Annotated in this window: 17 protein-coding genes; 11 read left to right on the top strand and 6 right to left on the bottom strand. The window is 36.8% G+C overall.

Annotated features, from left to right (window positions below; translation table 11 throughout):
- Nucleotides 1–7: 7 nt before the first annotated feature.
- The 3 genes from BMZ31_RS03125 to BMZ31_RS03115 are packed head-to-tail and all read left to right on the top strand — an operon-like array spanning nt 8 to nt 2611.
- Nucleotides 8–1039 (top strand): electron transfer flavoprotein subunit alpha/FixB family protein, encoded by a 1032-nt coding sequence (locus tag BMZ31_RS03125; protein WP_175477981.1) that lies wholly within the window; start codon nt 8–10, stop codon nt 1037–1039.
- Nucleotides 1032–2327, top strand: a complete 1296-nt coding sequence (locus BMZ31_RS03120) for an FAD-dependent oxidoreductase (RefSeq protein ID WP_090830260.1) — start codon at nt 1032–1034, stop codon at nt 2325–2327. The genes BMZ31_RS03125 and BMZ31_RS03120 overlap by 8 nt, the downstream gene beginning before the upstream one ends.
- Complete coding sequence (locus BMZ31_RS03115; protein ID WP_040204690.1) at nt 2327–2611, top strand: ferredoxin family protein; 285 nt, start codon at nt 2327–2329, stop codon at nt 2609–2611. Before BMZ31_RS03120 ends, BMZ31_RS03115 begins: the two co-directional genes overlap by 1 nt.
- 117 nt (nt 2612–2728) lie before the next feature.
- Here BMZ31_RS03115 and BMZ31_RS03110 read toward each other — a convergent pair whose 3' ends face one another.
- Nucleotides 2729–3082, bottom strand: a complete 354-nt coding sequence (locus BMZ31_RS03110; protein WP_090830259.1) for a hypothetical protein — start codon at nt 3080–3082, stop codon at nt 2729–2731.
- 225 nt (nt 3083–3307) lie between these two features.
- Here BMZ31_RS03110 and BMZ31_RS03105 point away from each other — a divergent pair, with 225 nt between their 5' ends.
- Nucleotides 3308–3841 (top strand): hemerythrin domain-containing protein, encoded by a 534-nt coding sequence (locus BMZ31_RS03105; RefSeq protein ID WP_254778556.1) that lies wholly within the window; start codon nt 3308–3310, stop codon nt 3839–3841.
- Nucleotides 3842–4110: 269 nt separating this feature from the next.
- Nucleotides 4111–5259 (top strand): MFS transporter, encoded by a 1149-nt coding sequence (locus BMZ31_RS03100; RefSeq protein ID WP_090830258.1) that lies wholly within the window; start codon nt 4111–4113, stop codon nt 5257–5259.
- 106 nt (nt 5260–5365) lie between these two features.
- Here the strand turns inward: BMZ31_RS03100 and BMZ31_RS03095 are convergent, their stop codons facing one another.
- The gene (locus BMZ31_RS03095) at nt 5366–6859 is read right to left on the bottom strand and encodes an ATP-binding protein (protein WP_175477980.1); all 1494 of its coding nucleotides are present in this window, start codon (nt 6857–6859) and stop codon (nt 5366–5368) included.
- Between the two features lie 182 nt (nt 6860–7041).
- On the opposite strand from BMZ31_RS03095, the gene BMZ31_RS03090 reads away from it, so the two are divergent.
- Nucleotides 7042–7482 (top strand): MarR family winged helix-turn-helix transcriptional regulator, encoded by a 441-nt coding sequence (locus BMZ31_RS03090; protein WP_090830256.1) that lies wholly within the window; start codon nt 7042–7044, stop codon nt 7480–7482.
- 208 nt (nt 7483–7690) lie between these two features.
- Nucleotides 7691–9385: a M3 family oligoendopeptidase gene (locus BMZ31_RS03085; RefSeq protein ID WP_090830255.1), complete on the top strand. Its 1695-nt coding sequence runs from the start codon at nt 7691–7693 to the stop codon at nt 9383–9385.
- 45 nt (nt 9386–9430) lie between these two features.
- Here the strand turns inward: BMZ31_RS03085 and BMZ31_RS03080 are convergent, their stop codons facing one another.
- Nucleotides 9431–12454 (bottom strand): efflux RND transporter permease subunit, encoded by a 3024-nt coding sequence (locus BMZ31_RS03080; protein ID WP_090830254.1) that lies wholly within the window; start codon nt 12452–12454, stop codon nt 9431–9433.
- Nucleotides 12455–12772: 318 nt separating this feature from the next.
- On the bottom strand, nt 12773–14923 hold the full coding sequence (locus BMZ31_RS03075) for an ATP-dependent Clp protease ATP-binding subunit (RefSeq protein ID WP_090830253.1): 2151 nt from the start codon (nt 14921–14923) through the stop codon (nt 12773–12775).
- 203 nt (nt 14924–15126) lie between these two features.
- Between BMZ31_RS03075 and BMZ31_RS03070 the strand changes: the two genes are divergently transcribed.
- Nucleotides 15127–16170: a YkvI family membrane protein gene (locus BMZ31_RS03070; RefSeq protein WP_090830252.1), complete on the top strand. Its 1044-nt coding sequence runs from the start codon at nt 15127–15129 to the stop codon at nt 16168–16170.
- Nucleotides 16171–16227: 57 nt separating this feature from the next.
- Here BMZ31_RS03070 and BMZ31_RS03065 read toward each other — a convergent pair whose 3' ends face one another.
- A complete protein-coding gene (locus BMZ31_RS03065) occupies nt 16228–16896 on the bottom strand; it encodes a hypothetical protein (protein ID WP_090830251.1) in 669 nt (222 codons plus the stop codon).
- 220 nt (nt 16897–17116) lie between these two features.
- Here BMZ31_RS03065 and BMZ31_RS20635 point away from each other — a divergent pair, with 220 nt between their 5' ends.
- On the top strand, nt 17117–17239 hold the full coding sequence (locus BMZ31_RS20635; protein ID WP_254778555.1) for a DUF6254 family protein: 123 nt from the start codon (nt 17117–17119) through the stop codon (nt 17237–17239).
- A gap of 87 nt (nt 17240–17326) precedes the next feature.
- A complete protein-coding gene (locus tag BMZ31_RS03060) occupies nt 17327–17986 on the top strand; it encodes an oxidoreductase (RefSeq protein WP_090830250.1) in 660 nt (219 codons plus the stop codon).
- A 59-nt stretch (nt 17987–18045) separates the two neighbouring features.
- Here BMZ31_RS03060 and BMZ31_RS03055 read toward each other — a convergent pair whose 3' ends face one another.
- Entirely contained in the window at nt 18046–18234 is a 189-nt protein-coding gene (locus BMZ31_RS03055) for a YkvS family protein (RefSeq protein WP_090830249.1), read from the bottom strand.
- 245 nt (nt 18235–18479) lie between these two features.
- Here BMZ31_RS03055 and BMZ31_RS03050 point away from each other — a divergent pair, with 245 nt between their 5' ends.
- Nucleotides 18480–19688 (top strand): MFS transporter, encoded by a 1209-nt coding sequence (locus BMZ31_RS03050; protein WP_090830248.1) that lies wholly within the window; start codon nt 18480–18482, stop codon nt 19686–19688.
- The last annotated feature ends 212 nt before the right edge of the window (nt 19689–19900 follow it).

Here is a 19900-nt window from a genome sequence, read left to right as displayed (position 1 = left end):
AGTCTCGATGATATTAGACGAATACCGTGGCGTATGGGTATTCATAGAACAAAATGACGGGAAAATTGAAGGGGTTTCTCTTGAATTATTGGGTGCAGGTAGAAAGCTTGCAGACAAGCTTGAAGTGCCTCTTGCCGGAGTTTTACTCGGTGAAGGAGTCAAAACTTTGGCCAATACTGTCATTTCCTATGGAGCCGATGAAGTGTATGTTATAGATCATCCAGTACTTAAAAATTATCGGACTGAATCATATATGAAAGGCGTCATTCTGCTTGCTGAAAAGTACAAGCCTGAAATATTCCTTTATGGGGCTACGCCTAATGGGAAGGATTTGGCGAGTGCAGTTGCGACTGACTTAAATACGGGTCTGACAGCAGATACGACCATGCTCGATGTCGAAGTTAGTAGTCGTTTGCTTGAAGCAAGCCGTCCTGCATTTGGAGGAAATATCATGGCTACCATTCTATGTAAAAAACATCGCCCACAAATGGCTACGGTGCGACCAAAGGTGATGAAGGCTTTGGAAGCGGATCAATCAAAATTAGGGAAGATCATTGAAGAAAAGATGGATATAAGAGAACAAGATATGCGTACTAAAGTGCTGCAAATTGTGAATGATGTAACAAAAAAAGCAAACTTGGCAGATGCCCACATTATTGTATGTGGTGGGAAAGGTATGGGAGATGTACAAAACTTCCAGCTCCTTCAAGAGTTAGCTGATACAATTGGTGCGACATTAGGGGGTACGCGGGATGTGGTTGAGGCAGGATGGATGCCACATCATCTTCAAATCGGGCAAACGGGTGAAACTGTCACGCCGAAAATTTATTTCGCTATCGCTCTTTCAGGAGCCATTCAACACGTGGTAGGAATGAAAAATTCAGAGATCATCATTGCAATTAATAAGGATCCCAATGCACCTATATTTGATGTGGCTACTTATGGAATTGTCGGCGATGCGTTAGTGATAGTACCGAAACTTATTGAGCAATTTAAGGAGATCCGTAATCAAAAGGGCGGTGAAATGAGCTATGTCTGAAAAATTTGATGTGATCGTAGTTGGTGCCGGTCCTGCTGGTACAGCATGTGCTTTTGTTGCTGCTCAAAATGGCCTAAATGTTCTTTTAATTGAAAGAGGCGAATATCCTGGAAGCAAGAACGTAATGGGTGGTGTTCTATACAGAAAACAGATGGAGGACATCATTCCTGAATTCTGGAAAGAAGCACCTCTTGAGCGTCCTGTGATTGAACAAAGATTTTGGATGCTTGATAAGGAATCGGTCGTATCATTTGGGTATAAAGGTCTTGAATGGGCTCAAGAGCCATATAACAATTTCACCGTTTTGAGAGCACAATTCGATCAGTGGTTTGCCAAAAAAGCAGTTGAAGCTGGTGCATTGCTTATTAATGAAACGGTAGTTATTGAATGCATTGTGGAAAATGGAAAAGTCGTTGGAGTCCGTACAGACCGACCGGATGGAGATGTTTTTGCGGATGTGGTGGTCCTTGCAGATGGAGTAAACTCTTTGCTAGGAAAACAGCTTGGATTTCACAAAGAATTCCGTCCTGATGAAGTGGCCTTGACCGTAATGGAAGTTATTAATCTACCTAAAGAAAAAATCAATGATCGATTCAATTTATCTGATAACCAAGGGTGTACAATCGAAATTTTTGGTGACTCCACCAAAGGAAATCTCGGTACAGCGTTTATCTATACAAATAAAGATAGCATCAATATTGGAGTCGGCACGACACTGTCAAGTATGATGAAAGCGAAATTAAAGCCTTATGATTTACTTGATTATTTAAAAAATCATGCAATGGTAAAGCCGCTAATTGAGGGTGGGGAATCAGCAGAATATCTTGCCCATCTCATTCCAGAAGGGGGATATCATTCTGTTCCGAAGGTAGTGGGTAACGGTGTGGTCGTTGTAGGCGATGCTGCACAACTCGTTAATGCGATTCATCGTGAGGGATCAAATATGGCAATGGCTTCAGGGAAAATGGCTGCTGAAGCCATTGTAAAGGCTAAAGAACGTAATGATTTCAGTGAGGCTGGTCTTAGCGCATACAAGGATGAATTATTTGGAAGCTTTATCATTAAGGACTTGGAAAAGTATAAGGATGCGGCACACACATTTGAAAGATACCCACAATACTTTAAAGAGTACCTTCCAATGATGAACCAAGCTATGAGCAAGTTCTTTACAGTAGATGGTACACCAAAACGAGATAAACAAAAGCAAATCATCAAAAGTGTCACAGCAGAAAGAGGGACTTTTAGGTTCATTCAAGATATGTATCGCGCATGGAAGGCGGTGAAATAATGTCGACGAAAAACATCGAGGAAAAGCAGTATCTTCTTAGATTTAAGTGTGATACGAAATCTCATTTGACTGTATTAGACCATGATGTTTGTATGACGCAATGCCCTGATAAAATTTGTACCGTTTTCTGTCCTGCGGAAGTTTATAAATGGGAAGGAACAAGAATGCAAGTCGGCTATGAAGGATGTCATGAATGTGGAAGTTGCCGAATTGGATGTCCCTATCAAAATATTAAATGGGAATATCCTAAAGGCGGGCATGGGATCGTTTTTAGACTGGCTTAAAAACGGAAAAACCGATTGCTTCGGCAATCGGTTTTTTTTTATTCTTCAAACTATATGTATGTTTTTTCACAAGTGAAATCAAAAAAAGGAGGGTGTTGCAGTGGGAATCTCTTGAGGTTAGCTTATTTTCTCTAATTTTGTAGTTGAGAATAATTGATCTCTATGCGACTGTAATTCGAGCAATCGGGCTTTGTCACAAGCTTTATGAAAGTTATCATGGAGTTCTGATGAATAAAAAGGATAATTCCAGTCAAACGTCCCTTCAAAATCACATAAGTAAACGCTTACTCTCCAGTGGAAAAATTCCTCATTTTGAGTAGAAGGTTCACCTTCTAAAGCTATGAGCCAATGGGTTAAAGTAAGAGGAGTGTTTTCTTCGGCAGGTAATTCAGAAGTGAGGGCTTCCTGATCATTTGCACCGATTGGAATCAATGGTTTTTGATAAAAGTCACGATAATTAGGGGAGTTCATATGTTAGTCCTCCTTTATAGGTTGCTAATTTTATTATATGTAAGTTTTTCAGAATTTTTGAGTAAAAATGTTAAAATTTTTCGAAAATTTAACATCGTTCATGAAATGTTCAAGAATCTTTATTTTTCTATATCTTTATGTCATTTTTGGAAACAGTGATGAGCATCACAACGCAAATTTATGCTTCCTTATATACTAAAGAAAAGATCGAAAGGAGACGGGAAAATGACTGAAATAATGGGATGTATGGGGGCTTTTGGCGGAGTAAATGAATCTGATTTATGCGATGGACTAAGGCAACTTAAAGGAGAACACCCACCTCTTATAAACAGGCTTGAAGGGCTGCTTGAAGCATGTTTGAAAATTGAGAGTGGTGAAGAACTAAGTGTGAATTTTAATTCCCTTAAAGAGAAGGTAGAGGCTTTTATTAAGGAACTTGAACCGCATTCTGAACGCGAGGAAAGTATTCTCTTTCCGATGATGTCAAACTATATCGGTAAGTCTATGGGACCTATAGCGGTTATGGAATATGAGCATGATCTCGCTAAATCTCTAATTAGTACTTTTATAGAGCAGTCTGCATCCTCGACAGAATTATCAGAGGGAAAAATGAAGGAACTTGCACTGATGATTAAAAAGGCGTACTACACTTTGGTGGATCATTTTACAAAAGAGGAAAATGTATTATTCCCGATGGCTCAACGTATGTTGACAGAAGAGGAGAAGCAAGAACTTTATTTTAGAATTCAAGAAATATAGACATGATGGGGGAACCCATCTTTTTTTGTTCATGACTTTGGAACTTCTCTTCAGACCTATATTATTGACTGAATATTATGATTACACTGTTCCTTTTCTTAATTCTTTTGAATTATAATATATAAGTATTTATTAGGTTGGTAACGAACAACATCCCTTTATAAAAAATAGCTGAAAAAATAAGGAGGAAAGATATGGTGACTGAAATCATCCGCCAACGCCCCTAATAGGGGCGTTGTTTCTGAGCCGCCACATTTGGAGGTTTAGACATGAAGAAATATGTTTATATTGTTGGTTTATCTGAATTTGCATCAAGAATGAATTTCATGGCATTGACAGCATTAATTCTTACTTTTCCAAATAAAGAATGGCTGTTTACTGCTTTTTTCCTAGTTAGGCAAATTGGCGCTTTATTGATGAGCCCAATTGCTGGTAAACTTGCTGACCGCTTTGACCGAAGAAAGTTAATGTTGATCAGCGACTTTGCAAACGGATTCGCTGTTTTGCTTCCTTTAGTAGGTACTTCATCAATGATTGTAATATCTGCCTTTATTTTAGGATGTACAAATCAATCCTTTTATATTGGTTATGAAGCATCCATACCTGATATGTTCGGGAAAGACAGAGGTTACGATATTAATGCACTAATTGTAAGAATTGCCTCATTTGCGAGCATTATAGGATTTATCATTGGAGGATGGGTAACTGAGAAACTGGGCATTCTTCCTGTAATCGTTTTTGATAGCATTACTTATTTTGTAGCTACAATCTTTTTGTATTCAATAAGTTGGACCTCATCCCTGCACCAAAGAAATAAAGAAATCGGAAAATTAAACAAGAAAAAAGACGCTTTGGAAAAAAATAAGATTTCTAGTGAAGTAAAATGGCTACTGATTATTTTGTTTTTCTTTACATTAGCAGTATCAGGATATAATTTTTCCCTACCGTTATGGGCGGAAACTTATAATCAGCCTTCACTGGTGAATGGAGTCTTTTGGGCTATTTTATCTTTGGGCTCATTTGTTGGGAGCATGATGAATAAGAAAAGTGTTAATATGAAAAGCCTTGCTTTTATTTTTCTGGCATTTGCCTTAAGTTTAGTGTTTTCTTTTACATTTAAAACCGTTTATGTGGCAGTTCCTTTATTGTTTTTTGTAGGCTTTTTTGAAGGCAGAAGTCAGATTATTTCTACGTCATTACTTCAAATGACATCATCAGTACAAAGAGGACGGATATTCGGATTGCAGGGTGTTCTCACTAGAACTGGATTTCTAATAGGGTTTATCCTGTGCCCAATATCAGTATCCATCCTTGGGATATCAGGGAATGTTTGGGCTCTCCAATCGTTATTAATGGTTTGCGCCATCACATACTTGATTTATGAAAAGTGGGGATTATTCAAATCTACTTTTTCATGAGAAATTCAATAAGCAGATTAAAAAAGCGGATCCAATTGTATTGGATCCGCTTCTAATATCAGCATTTTATGAGTTTATTTGAAATATTGCTTGCCATTCCATAAACTTAAACAACTAATGGCAACAAAATAACGACATCTGTTCCTTCATTTTTCTTGCTAGATACTTCTATTTTACCTTTAAAAGATTCAACAATACGCTTGCATACAACAAGTCCTAATCCGGTGCCGGTTTCTTTTGATGTATAGAAAGGAGTGAAAATCTTGGTAAGTTCTTCGGGGGTCATTCCGGAACCATTATCACGTATGCAGATTTCACACCACTTTTCTTTCTTTGAAATCTGTATATTAAGATTGCCATCTTCAGAAATGGATTCAAAGGCGTTCTTTGTAACATTCAGGATGACTTGTTTTAATTGATCCTTATTACACTCTACTATGACTTCCTCATCAGAAAATAACCAAGTACACTTAGCATTGAAAAGATTCCCCTCAGAAATAATCAGTGGTTGGAGCTCTTTGATCACCATGTGAATATGAATCAAGTCTGTTTTTTCTGCAGTTGGTTTACCCAATATAAGGAACTCACTTACAATCTCATTGATTCTACTAATCTCAGTATCAATAACCTCAAAATAATATTTGTCCTCGGGATCGGTATACTTTTCACTTAACAGTTGAATAAGTCCTTTCACTCCCGTCAGAGGATTCCTAATTTCGTGGGCGGTACTGGCTGCCAAAGTTCCGACTAGTTCTAACTTCTGTTGCTCGTTTTGTTTTTTCTCCCTTAAAGATTGCTCCCAAAGAAGAATGTACTTAATTAGTAAGAATAATATATTAGAAATGATCAATATGAAAAATATGGGTCGATAAACATTTTCAATAATAGATTTGTATTTTCTTTCAGGAACTTTAACATAAATGGACCATGGAAGTCTCTCTATAGGCTTGCTTACCCATGAATTGTTATAAGTTTTAGGAGGGCTTTCTATGTTTATTTTCATCATCGGATTTGCTGTGCCATTGTATACTAATATTTTTGTATCGGGAGTAAGGATTTTCATGACATTTTGAATGTAATCTATTCTTATATGAGCCACCATCAAACCATTCAAGTTACGATCTTCATCTAAAATCGGACTAGCTAGTCCAATTACTTTTTGACGATTGATCAAGGTCTCGTATCGATTTGAAATGATTGTATCCTTGGTCTTAATAACATTTTTTATATATGTATTTTTTGAAAGATTAGTATCTACTAATAATCCGTTTGATCCTGCAATAACGGTGCCATATTTATCTAAAACATAGATTCCGCCATAACGTGGATCTTTTTGATGTGTACGCTTCAAGATTGGATCCAGTTTTTCGGGATTATTCATGGAAGTATTGGCGGTCAAAGACAACATTTCCATTGAAGTGACTGTTTCTGCGATAAGTTTATCCCAGCTCTTTTGATGGACAGTTGCAATCCAGTTTGCATGTTCGATTCTAGCTTTCTCATCCTTTTTTAGAGTGGATACGACTGTTAAAGATGAGATGAGTAAAAATGGAACAATAACAACGAAGATATAGATGAGAAGGTTTTTTTTATTTGTCATGATACCGTCCTTTATTCTGCTAAAACAATGATATGATTTATTATAACATTTAGTCTTTTATTCTTAAATCCCATCTATTTGGGAAAGTTATAATGGGAGGCTTCGTTGACACACTTACTTCCGTTATTTATAATAATTTTGAATTCGAGATATTTGATAACGATTAAAGGAATGAAGAATGTATGGAAAAAGAAGCGATTTCCCAATCATTAAAGCTTTTTATCGTTCTTTCTAGGGCTTATAAAGCTATTAATGAACGTGTAAATAAAATTATTCAAACTTATGGACTGAATCCGACTGAATTTGCTGTGCTTGAATTGTTATACCACAAAGGGGATCAACCTCTTCAACAAATTGGTGGGAGAATTTTATTAGCAAGTGGAAGTATCACATATGTTGTTGATAAACTAGAACAAAAAGGAATGTTGAAACGTCTTGCTTGTCCAAAAGATAGACGGGTAACATACGCTCAAATTACCGCAGAAGGAAAAAACTTTATTGAAGGCATTTTTCCTGAACACGAACGACAAATTCATGAGTTGATGTCCAGCCTTGAAACGGAAGAACAAGTACAAGCAATAGAGCTTCTAAAAAAACTAGGCATCCCTGCGGGTAAATTTTAATACGGTTTTCTTAACCGTATTTTTTTATTTTAAAGGAAATTCGGAATTTTTGTAGAAATCCTTAATGTTGTATTAAAAATTAGGCTCTGTTTAATTATAATGTTGTCTTAAAATAAATGATAAAGCAGTTAGTCCGCTGTAAGGGAGCGGATGCTAGTGAATATCACAATGTAGTTTTACAGTGCCAAAAAATAAAGGGGATGGATTCATGCGATTCGAAGAATATACATATAAACGTCCAAACTTAGAAGAAGTGACAGAAGCTTTTCATAAGGTCCTAGTAAAATTTGAGCAAGCATCCACAATCGAAGACCAAGATCAGGCTATGAAGGAAATCAATGAAATTAGAAATGACCTTGGAACAATGTTCAATATTTGTTACGTCCGTCATTCCATTGATACAAATGATGAATTTTACAAGGCTGAACAAGATTATATGGACGAAATTCAGCCTGAAATTGAAGGGCTTATTACAAAATATTATCATGCTCTTGTGAATTCTCCGTTTCGTGAGCAATTAGAAAACAAATGGGGAAAACAGCTATTTGCACTTGCAGAGGGACAATTAAAAACATTTAAGCCCGAAATCGTTTCCTTGCTTCAGAAGGAAAACAAACTTTCATCTGAGTATACGAAATTAGTAGCATCTGCAAAAATCATGTTCGAAGGTGAAGAACGTACTTTAGCACAATTAGATCCTTTCACTGAGTCTACTGACAGAGAAACAAGGAAGGAAGCTAGTGAAGCAAAGTTTGGTTTCTTTGCTGAAAACGAAGAAAAATTTGATCGCATTTATGATGAGTTAGTAAAAGTAAGAACAGAAATGGCTCAAACACTTGGTTATAAAAACTTTGTTGAACTTGGTTATTATCGTATGAACCGTACAGATTATAATGCGGATATGGTTGCAAATTTCCGCAAACAAGTCAAAGAATTCATTGTTCCACTTGCATCCAAGCTTAAAGAACGTCAAAGTGCAAGAATTGGTGTTGACCAAATGAAATATTACGATGAAAACTTCAATTACAAAACAGGGAATGCTTCACCTAAAGGAACTCCTGATTGGATAATTGAAAACGGGCAACAAATGTATGAAGAGTTATCTAAAGAGACAGGGGAATTCTTCCGCTTTATGCAGGATAATCATCTTCTAGACTTAGTCGCTAAGAAGGGGAAAGCTGGAGGAGGTTATTGCACCTTTATAGAGGAGTATAAAGCTCCATTCATCTTTTCTAACTTTAACGGTACATCCGGTGATATCGATGTTCTAACCCATGAGGCAGGTCATGCTTTTCAAGTATACTCAAGCCGTCATTTTGAAATTCCTGAATATTACTGGCCTACTTATGAGGCAGCTGAAATCCACTCAATGAGCATGGAATTCTTTACGTGGCCTTGGATGGAAAAGTTCTTTCTTGATGATACAGAAAAATATAAATTCTCTCACTTAAGTGATGCGCTATTATTCTTACCGTACGGAGTATCGGTCGATGAGTTCCAACATTGGGTATATGAGAACCCTGAGGCATCTCCAGCTGAAAGAAAAGCGAAATGGAGAGAAATTGAAAAAATGTACACTCCTCACAAAGATTATGAGGACAACGAATATCTAAATAATGGCGGTTTCTGGCAACGACAAGGCCATATTTATAACTCGCCATTCTATTATATTGACTACACTCTTGCTCAGATTTGTGCGTTCCAATTCTGGAAGAAATCAAGAGAAGATCAAGCAGGTGCATGGAAAGATTACGTGGCATTATGCAAATTAGGCGGAAGCAAATCTTTTACTGAACTTGTAAAAGGAGCGAATCTTATTTCACCATTTGAAAATGGGTGTGTTGAGTCTGTAGTGGGAGAAATTGATAAGTGGTTAAGTAGTGTGGATGATACAGAACTATAAAAGAGAAGCGAGCGATGGCTTGATACCGTCGCTCGCTTTTTCTTATTATAACGCTCTTTCTTTTCTTACTTGTTTAAAGAAGAAAAGCTCGTAAATGACAGGGACTAAGATCAAAGTAAGAATTGTTGATGACGTTAAGCCCCCAATTACAGTGATGGCAAGACCTTTTGAAATCAACGTGCCCGATGAAGTAGTAAAGGCAAGTGGCAACAGTGCTGCAATCGTTGCAAAAGCGGTCATTAGTATCGGTCGTAATCTTGTTTTACCGCCTTCGATCAATGCTTCTCGAATCTTCATACCTTTTTCTTCACGGTTTTGACCGATTCGGTCTACTAATACAATGGCATTTGTAGTCACAATTCCAATTAACATTAACATTCCGATCATGACGCTGACGGACATTGGCTCGCCCGCAAATGTAAGTCCTAAAAGTGAACCGATTGGAACAAAAATAAGAGAAGAAAGGATAATGAATGGAATTCTCGCTCTGCCGAAAGTTATCAACATCGTCAAATAAACGAGACCAATGGCAATCACCATTGCCAATCCAAGCTGTTGGAATGTTTCCATGGTTTCATCGCTTCCGCCTCCACCTTCAAAGGTTACCCCTTTAGGCAAGTCGAGTTTCTTAACACCGTCAATGACATCTGCTGTAGTCTTTTGAATATTTTCAGAGTCAATTTGAGCTGAAATACGTGCATACACTTTTCCATCGAGTTTTTGAATAGCAGTATAAGTTTCCGTTTCCTCAATTTTAGCAACTTCTGTAATTGGAACAGGCCCTTTAGCTGTGAAGAGGACAATATCTTTAAGATCTTCAAGATCTTCAGCAGGATTGTCATAAGAAATCTGTACTTTACGATCAACATCATCAAGCTTTAGGTTACCAATGTTAACTGGCTTCGTTTGATCTGCAATGGTACCGAGGATTTGAAAACCAGATACGCTAAGTTGGGCTGCTTTTTGAGAATCGATGTCTACCACGACCTGCTTTTGTCTTTCTGAGAAGTTGTTCGAAACGTACTTTAGGTCTTCTTGCTTGGTCATAAACTTCTCTACATCCGAAGCAGCTTGCTGTAAATCAGCTAAATCGGAGGCATATAAATCTATATTTACATTGTTATTGGATGGTGGTCCACCTGTAGACATTTCCTGGACACCAATCTTGGATTTAGGTGCATCTGTGAGAACGATATCTTCCATTTGTTTCTCTAAATCATCAATTAGTTCGGTAACATCTACATTGTCTGAAAGTGTAATAAAATAATTCGCCTGATTTTTTCGTTGTAAACCAGTTTGGAAGTCACGTGTACCGACCCCTGTTGTGACTTCCTTAATCTCTTTCTTTTTATCAAACATTTCTTCAAGTTCCAATGAAACTTCATTTGTTTTTTCAAGTGAAGTGGATGATGGTAATTGAACGCTTGCAACAAGTAACTTTTGTTCTTCGTTTGGTATGAAGGTGAATCCAAGACGAGGGACAAGCGCTAAAGAACCTACTAATGAAAGAATCGATAGAACAATGATTGTTTTCTTGTGATTAAGCGACCATCCAATAGCTCTACCATAAAATCTTTGCATTCCGTCTTCTTTTTCTTCAGCCGGAACTTTCTTGAAAGAAAATTTAGCTAATACTGGTACGATTGTAATCGCAACGACTAATGAAGTTAATAAAGAGAAAACGATTGTCAATGCAAACGGCAAGAAGAATTCCCCGGTTACACCTCCAACAAAGCCTAAAGGTAAAAACACTACAACGGTGGTAATCGTCGAAGAAGTAATGGCTTTCAGGATTTCTTTTGTAGAATCCTGAATCAAATCATTTGAAATGCCTTTCTTTGTACGACGAACCCGTCTAAAAATATTTTCAATTACTACGATACTATCGTCCACAACCCGACCAACTGCTACGGCCATTCCTCCAAGAGTCATGATATTCAGAGAAATATCCATTTGTTGTAGGAAGATGGATGATACGAGTAAGGACATTGGAATGGATATGATGGCAATGATGGTTGCACGGAAATTCCTCAAGAACAAAAGAACCGCTAGAGAAGCGAAAAGTGCTCCCAGTAAACCTTCTTTAATTAATGTTTCTACGGATTTTTCAATTCCTTCCGCTGAGTCAAAACCAATAGCGTACTCAAGTCGGTCATCGTATTTTTTTAAGACGGAAAGAACCTTATCAGCAACTTCCACCGTATTCGCGTCTTGTTTCTTGGTTACGGCCATAGAAAGAGAATCTTTCAAATTGTATCGGGTAATTTCAGGTTTTTCACTGATTTCTTCAATTTTTGCAAATTCTTTTAAAGAAATTGCGGGAGCATTTGGGTTAAAAGACGATTTAATTGTCAAGTTTTCAAGTTCATTGATTGCGTCAACTTTCTCTTGAACCCTAATAGGAATCTGAATTTCGTTTGAATTTAGATTTCCAGCAGGAAACGATAATTGCTTTTGATTAATTTGTTCTTTGACATCATTTAATGACAGTCCAAGCTTTGCTGCTTTTTCTTTATCGACTGTTATCTGTAACAGTTCTTCTGTATTTCCTCCAACAGAGATACTGTTCACGCCTGAAATCTTATTTAATTCTGGAATGACTTCATTATCCAAAAGTTCTTGGAGATCTGTATCTCCCTTTGAAAATAATGAGATGTTATAGATGGGAAAGGCCCCGAAAGAAAATCTGTTTACTTTTGTTTGAACGTTATCGGGCAGTCCGGCATCTTTAATGTAACTGTTAACTTGCTGTTCAATGTCATCCATCTTTGTGTTAAAAGGGAATTCCAAACTGATAATGGCAATGCTTTCGAAGGAAGAACTCTGCATTTTCTTTACTCCTTCGATTCCTTTCAGTTTAGTTTCAAGTTTCTCGGTCACTTGTTCGTTGATATCTTGTGGTGAAGCACCAGGATACACGACCTCAATTGAAAGTTGTGGGAACTCAATATTAGGTAATAAATCAACCTTTAGTTTTGAAAAGGAAAATAATCCGCCAAGAATGAGTAGAAAAGAAATAATAAATACTGCAAAAGCATTCTTCAAACTGAATCTTGTCAAGAAACCCATGTTTTTACCTCACTTATGATTATTTTGTATGTAATCATTCTATAAGGAAAATTGTTGAAATTCATTTTTAAACTGCAAATTTAAGAAATATTTAAGATTCCCTTTACATTTGGTCTTTTTACAATTTGGCTCAATGAAAGTTCATTCTTGATTTTGACACTTTGTTGACTGGAACGGAAATCAACACAATAACAGAGCCCATAATTTAATTGAGTAAGCCTGGAATGGAGCGGAATCAATGGGATTTTATGCATGTATTTAACATTTTGATAAAGAAAAAGCGGAAGTGAGTCACTCCCGCTAAGAATTGCAGTTTTACTAATTATGAACTACCTCTGATGCAAGTATACAAATCTCTTCGTTAACAAGAGTGGCTTTTAAATCCTTGCATTCGTGCTCATCAATAATGAAATCAGTAATTTTATCTTCTAATTGTTCCTGGATTACTCTTCTCAATGGACGTGCCCCAAATGCTGGATGATGTCCAAGTTGTGCCAACTTTTCTTTTACTTCTTGGTCGACTGTCAGAGTGATATTTTGGTCTTTAAGATTGTCCTTGAGTTCTTGAAGCATTATTTCCACAATGTTAATCAAATCATCTTTCTCTAATGTATTGAATTCAATGATGCTGTCAAAACGATTTAAGAATTCTGGTTTGAAGAAAGCTCCAAGACTATCAAGTACACTTGCGTTACCTTCAGAAGGTGTTTTATCAAAGCCCACTTGAATTGTTTTGTGTCCAACACCTGCATTACTTGTCATAATAAGGACCGAATCTTTGAAGATGACCGTTCTTCCTTGGCTGTCGGTAAGTCTACCATCTTCGAGAATCTGCAGGAAAATATGTTGTACATCTGGATGAGCCTTTTCTATTTCATCAAGTAATATGATGCTATAAGGATTTCTACGAACTTTCTCGGTAAGCTGTCCTGCCTCTTCATGACCCACATATCCTGGGGGTGAGCCAATTAATTTTGATACACTGTGTTTTTCCATATATTCGCTCATATCTAAGCGGATCATGGCGTCTTTTGAACCAAATAGTTCTTCGGCAAGAGCCTTAGTTAATTCTGTTTTACCGACACCAGTAGGTCCTACAAATAGGAATGAACCAATTGGACGTTTCTTAGATTTTAATCCAGCTCTTGCTCTACGGATTGCCTTCGCCACCTTTTGAACGGCATTGTCCTGTCCGATGACCTTTTGTTTCATGTATTCTTCGAGATTCTTAATCTTATTTTGCTCATTCTCTTGAAGCTTACCTACAGGAATACCAGTCTTTTGTTCAATTAAATGTTGGATATGTGCTAATTCTACAATCGGAGCGTTATTTTCATTTTGCTCATTTAATTCTTTTTCAATCCGGGTTTCTTCGTCCCTTAATGATGCTGCTTCCTCGTAATTTTCCTTTTTAAGGGCTGTTTCTTTTTTAATTGAAATTGCTTTTAGTCTTGCTTCTAGTTGATCTGTATTTCTAACTTTTGTGACTAAATTTAGTTTTGAGCCAGCTTCATCGAGTAAGTCAATTGCTTTGTCAGGAAGGAAGCGATCTTGAATGTATCGATGGGAGAGATTTACGCAAGCTTCTATTGACTCTTTTGAATATTTCACACCGTGAAAGTCTTCATATTTAGATTGTATACCCTTGATGATTTCAATTGCCTTGTCAAGTGCTGGTTCATGAACGTGGATAGGCTGAAATCTTCGCTCTAGGGCTGAGTCCTTTTCAATTTGTCTGTATTCTTTTAAAGTTGTAGCACCTACTACCTGGAGTTCTCCACGTGCAAGTGCGGGTTTCAGAATATTTGCGGCATCCATGGAGCCTTCTGCAGACCCAGCCCCAACTAATAAGTGGATTTCATCAATGAATAGGATGATATTCTTACGCTCCTGCAATTCGCTAATGAGTTTTTTCATTCTTTCTTCAAATTGACCTCTAATTCCAGTGTTGGCGACGAGCGATGCCACATCCAATAAGTAAACTTGTTTATTCAGCAATTTATAGGGGACGTCTCCCTCCGCAATTTTCAGTGCGAGCCCTTCTGCAATGGCTGTTTTACCTACCCCTGGTTCTCCAATTAGCACAGGGTTATTCTTATTTCTTCTATTAAGAACTTCTATTACACGTGAAATTTCTTCATCACGGCCAATGACAGGGTCTATTAGACCTGCCTTTGCTAAGTTTGTAAGATTTCGTCCTATCTGATCAATGAAGCCATTATTACCTGACTCTTCATAATTTTGTTTAGAGTTAGGCTGATTAGATGTTGAATTTTCAGGTTGACCGAAGAAATCTTGGAAAAATGGAAAATGAGCCATGTTGTGAGCAGTGGGGCTGAAGGCAGACCCTAAGGCTTTTTTTTCTTTATGATAACAAGCTTGGCAGAGTTGTAAGTTTTGTTGTTGATTATTCAATCGAATTGTTACATTAATGTTGGCGTGGTTTTCTTTACACATTTGGCAAAGCATAATAAAAACCTCCTGTTATATGAAATTGCAAATAAGGATTTGTTTGACCTTATTTGACCTTTGTAACCATATTATACTTTGACCTTTTTTGACTTTCAATATTTTTGTTTGTGGTGGATTTTGGAATTATTATTTTTCTTAATTTATGAAAGCTCGTCTTTGTTTGTCTTTTCTTTCATATATTTTTTAGGAGGAGGGATGATGTGAAAACGAGATGGGGAGCGGCCATGCAAATCGCCGCAGTATATGTAGGAACAGTGGTTGGAGCAGGATTTGCAACTGGAAAAGAAATCGTCGAGTTTTTTTCCCGATTTGGGTTATTAGGCTTTTTTAGTATATTAATGAGCGGATATCTTCTTATTTTTTTAGGTTCTAAGCTAATGAGAATGGCCGCCCAAATAAATGCAAAATCATATCAGGAATTTAATCAATATTTGTTTGGAAAATGGACAGGGACAGCAGTCAACATTCTTATGCTAATCATGCTACTGGGTGTCAGTTCAGTTATGTTATCAGGTGCAGGCGCGGTATTTGAAGAACAATTGGGTTCCTCAAAAACAATTGGTGTCATAATTACGATTGCAATGTCTATGGTTGTCATGCTGATTGGTACGAAAGCTCTGTTTGCAGTCAATACATTTGTTGTTCCTATGATGATTACATTTAGTTTTATGCTGATGACACTTTCATTGAATATGCCAGGTTTTACAGGGGCTTTTCTTTTCAGTCCTGAAGTTGATGACAGATGGAAAGTATTCTTATCACCATTTTCCTATACGGCATTAAATCTTGCTCTTGCCCAAGCCGTATTGGTACCCATTGCTTCAGAAATTAAAGACGACTGGGTTATTAAATGGGGTGGGATTCTAGGTGGAGCAGCATTAACAATGATTATGATTTCAAGTCATATAACGCTTATCATGCTTCCTAATTTACAAGCTTACGAAATTCCAATGGCTATCATCATGAAAAGCTTATCAGCAGGCCTTTATTGGATATTCGTACTTATTATTTATGGGGAAATATTTACATCCGTAATCGGAAATGTTTTCGGATTGGAGCGCCAAATACGAAATTACGTAAAAGCACGAACGCTTTATATTGTTTCTACGATATTTATCGTGGCTTATTTCATAAGTTTGATTGACTACGGCACATTGCTGTCTGTCCTTTATCCTATTTTCGGATATGCGAGTCTTTTGTTCCTCTTCCTATTGTGGAAAAAGCCATTGTTAAACAAGAAATAGACTCGGAAATCCCGAGTCTATTTCTTGTTTTATCAAATTGTTTTTTTAGATAACGTATTATTCGCTTTTACCTTTTAAGATTGTTTTTGCCATTTCAATAAACGGTGAACGGTGGTCAGCGTCTTTTTTCGAGAATAAAGTTAATTTCATTTTCATATCCCCATGATCGATGAGGTAAGCAGTTACTGTTTCACTTTCAGTTGATGTTTCCATTACGGTAGCATCTTTAAAGAAATCGTCATCTGGAAGGGCTGGCGTTGTAACCTCGCTGCTGACAGCTTGTAATTGACTCTTCGTCGTATCTTTAACTGTAGTCCATTCCGTTTCAGCCGGTAGCAATTCAATTCTCATGAATACAGAGTCATCGGTCTTGAAAAATAAGATTTCTTTACCCGGTTCCTCCGAAGTTAATTCATACTCAGGAAGAACATACATGGAGTAGTTTTGCTGGTCATTATATTTTAAGAACGCTGTATCTTCCTTTTGTTCTCCATTCACAGTATAAGTTAAGTTTTGTTCTAATATCCTAACAACATCGCCTTCTGGTACTTTTTCTTGTTTATCGTCTGCTTTCTCGTTGTCGTTGTTTTCTTCGCTTTGCTTCTCTTCGTTCCCAGTATTTCCACTACCATTGGTTTGATTGGCCTTTTCTTCATTAGATCCACAACCAGCTAAGAATAGCGTAAGCATTGAAGTGAGGACCATTAATTTAAAAATGTTCTTCATGAAATTACCTCCTGAAATTTTACAATCCTTTCCTACTATATTAGACGAAAATGATCGAAAATGGTTACATTGTGTACAAAATGATGATGAAGACCTTTAATTTTGGGGTTTAGTGGAAATAAAACAGGGGAATCTTCTTCTTTTTTATAGGGGGAAGGTCCCTCTAAAAACATAATCGTGAATAATTTGGTTAGCATAATAAATGAAAGGGGGGAGTAATTTGTCAAAATCAAAGAGTGAAAAAGAACGCGAATGGACAGTGAGAAAGCAGGATCAAAATCCACATGGTAAAGTAAAATCCTTTAAGGAATTGTCCCAAAATCAAACTAAAACTGACCTGTGAGAATAAGCATGGTATCATTTAAGAGCTGCCTGTTTTGTGCAGCTCTTTATGGTTTTGGAATGTGTGCTTGAGGGAGAGGGGAAATAGATGGGAAGAAGCGCATTAGTTTTAGGTGCAAATGGGTTGGTTGGAGGAAAACTTTTAGAACAGCTTCTAAAAGATGATAAGTATGAGAAGGTAACTTATTTAGGTAGGAAAGAAGTTAATAAACATCCAAAATTGACTCAAATATTACTAAATTTAGACAAGTTAGATCATTTCCACAGTGAATTTCAAGTTAATGATGTGTATTGTTGTCTAGGAACAACGATTAAAAAGGCAGGTTCACAAGGAGCCTTTACTAAGGTGGATTATGAATATCCATTGAAAGCTGCACAGTTAGCGAAGGCTGGAAACGCAGACCAATATCTTATCATCTCTGCAATGGGAGCAAATCCAACATCAAGAATTTTCTATAACAGAGTGAAAGGTAAAGTGGAAGAAGAATTAAAGAAATTAAATATGAACGGACTTCATATTTTCCGTCCTTCTTTGTTACTGGGAAAAAGAGAGGAATTCCGGTTTGGAGAAAAAATGGCAGAATGGTTGTTCAAGCCAATTTCGAATGTAAGATTAGCCTTTTTGAGAAAATACGGTCCTATTGAGGCAGAGACTGTTGCAATAGCAATGAAGAGAATAGCCTTAAAAGCGGATAAAGGGATACATATATATGAGTCTGAGCAAATAAAGAACATCACAAAGAGATAAAAGGCAGCTATTAAGAGCTGCCTTTTATCTCTAGATTATTATTTTGATAGAATGATATATTAATATGCGGTTTCTTTTAATACTTTATAATTCTTATGGTTTACCACTGTTCTCTGATCTAATTCCATATCGCGGTAATTATCCATGTAAGTAAGGTCGACGATTACAGAGTTTTCATTTACCTTCTCTACAACCCCTTGCAATCCATCTCGGAATTCTATGACGTTGCCTACTTCTGCTTTCTTCAAATAGGTTCTCTCCTTTACCTTCCAACTGATATCCATATTATTACTTAACAGTTTGCACTAAATTAACCAATTCGTAAAGGTATTTTAGTGTAAGAATCATAAAAAAATTTAATTTTCACAAATTTGATACCGTTTTCAAAGAATTAATCAATAAAATGAGAGAAACTTACATTTTCTTCTAGACAATGGGAGTCCATTTTTATATGATTCTTAGTAACTCGAAATAATCATACGGAGGTGAAATTATGCTTAAAAACAAAAATGTTTGGATTCTAATGACAGGTGAGTTTATCGCCGGACTTGGCATGTGGATAGGGATAATTGGGAATTTGGAATTTTTGCAGCAACAAGTCCCATCGGATTTCATGAAATCATTGATACTGTTTGCAGGATTATTTGTTGGTGTCCTTTTCGGTCCTTTTGCTGGGAGGGTAATTGACCAGTCTTCTAAGAAAAAAGTATTGGCATATTCGAATATATTAAGAATCATAGCTGTGTTCGCAATGTTTTTTGCAATTGGTCAGCAAAATGTATTATGGATGGTTCTATATATGCTGGGCATCAGTGTTTCTGCAGCTTTTTACTTTCCTGCCCTTCAGGCAGCTATACCCCTTATAGTAAAAGAAGAGCAATTGCTGGTATTGAACGGTGTTCATATGAACATTGCTACGATAGCGCGAATATTGGGAACCGCACTAGGAGGACTATTAGCTGTCTATTTCAGCCTCTTTTTTATTTATTTAGCTACTTTACTATCTTATGTAATTATTTTTTTATGTACACTTGCATTAAAAATAAAAGATGAGGAAAAGAAAGAGACTAATATAAAGGAAAAATCGAGCTTTAGGGAACTTTGGCCAGTCATAACGGAACAACCAGCCATACTGACGGGACTTTTGCTTATGCTGATACCTGTTTCGTTTATTGGTAGCTTTAACCTTATGGTATTGGAAATAAGTGAGATGCAAGGTGATCCTGGGATCAAAGGACTCTTGTACACCACTGAAGGAATAGCTCTGATGCTCAGCACTTTTGTTATTAGAAGGATTTCAAGGGGGAAAAACGTTGTTGTCTTTTTGTTAGCCAGTGCGATGCTTATTGCTTTGGCACATATTTCCCTGTATTTTGCTGATATCAAAATACTATCGATCCTTTCTTTTGGATTGTTTGGTTTTGCAGCTGGTGCATTCTTTCCATTATCAGCAACACTTTTTCAAAAGAAGATCGCCAAAGAAGTTCACGGACGCTTTTTTTCTTTCCGCAACATGACGGACAGGGTGTTATTTCAAATCGTACTCCTTTCAACGGGATTATTCCTGGATACCATTGGCTTCAAGTACATGGTTTTATGTTTCGGAGGTTTTTCTTTGCTTTTGGCATTAATATTAACGTTAAAGCAATTATCGAAACCGGTTTCCTATATACAAGATCTTGCCATCAAAAAAGCAAATTAACATATTTCCTCGGAAATTTCGACAAACATTATAAAAAAGGAGAAAGTGAAATGAACATTATTCGTTTCACTTTTTCTTTTTGTATTAGGCTCGTTTCTTAAACTTTGTTGCTCTCTCACACACAAATAAAAAGGCTTCTTTTTACAATTTTTCATGAAATCTTGGTACAGGAACTACTCGAAAAGAGCATTGCCTTATTTATACTCTCCAGC

The sequence above is a fragment of the Bacillus sp. cl95 genome (assembly GCF_900115925.1).
Taxonomy (GTDB): Bacteria; Bacillota; Bacilli; order Bacillales; family Cytobacillaceae; genus Neobacillus_A.
Note: the sequence above shows the minus strand (reverse complement) of the source record. Positions and strands in the feature narration are given on the sequence as shown.

Coding starts and splice junctions, on each gene's coding strand:
- BMZ31_RS03125 (WP_175477981.1), top strand. CDS start 8: ATGATATTAGACGAATACCGTGGCGTATGGGTATTCATAGAACAAAAT.
- BMZ31_RS03120 (WP_090830260.1), top strand. CDS start 1,032: ATGTCTGAAAAATTTGATGTGATCGTAGTTGGTGCCGGTCCTGCTGGT.
- BMZ31_RS03115 (WP_040204690.1), top strand. CDS start 2,327: ATGTCGACGAAAAACATCGAGGAAAAGCAGTATCTTCTTAGATTTAAG.
- BMZ31_RS03110 (WP_090830259.1), bottom strand. CDS start 3,082: ATGAACTCCCCTAATTATCGTGACTTTTATCAAAAACCATTGATTCCA.
- BMZ31_RS03105 (WP_254778556.1), top strand. CDS start 3,308: ATGACTGAAATAATGGGATGTATGGGGGCTTTTGGCGGAGTAAATGAA.
- BMZ31_RS03100 (WP_090830258.1), top strand. CDS start 4,111: ATGAAGAAATATGTTTATATTGTTGGTTTATCTGAATTTGCATCAAGA.
- BMZ31_RS03095 (WP_175477980.1), bottom strand. CDS start 6,859: ATGACAAATAAAAAAAACCTTCTCATCTATATCTTCGTTGTTATTGTT.
- BMZ31_RS03090 (WP_090830256.1), top strand. CDS start 7,042: ATGGAAAAAGAAGCGATTTCCCAATCATTAAAGCTTTTTATCGTTCTT.
- BMZ31_RS03085 (WP_090830255.1), top strand. CDS start 7,691: ATGCGATTCGAAGAATATACATATAAACGTCCAAACTTAGAAGAAGTG.
- BMZ31_RS03080 (WP_090830254.1), bottom strand. CDS start 12,454: ATGGGTTTCTTGACAAGATTCAGTTTGAAGAATGCTTTTGCAGTATTT.
- BMZ31_RS03075 (WP_090830253.1), bottom strand. CDS start 14,923: ATGCTTTGCCAAATGTGTAAAGAAAACCACGCCAACATTAATGTAACA.
- BMZ31_RS03065 (WP_090830251.1), bottom strand. CDS start 16,896: ATGAAGAACATTTTTAAATTAATGGTCCTCACTTCAATGCTTACGCTA.
- BMZ31_RS03060 (WP_090830250.1), top strand. CDS start 17,327: ATGGGAAGAAGCGCATTAGTTTTAGGTGCAAATGGGTTGGTTGGAGGA.
- BMZ31_RS03050 (WP_090830248.1), top strand. CDS start 18,480: ATGCTTAAAAACAAAAATGTTTGGATTCTAATGACAGGTGAGTTTATC.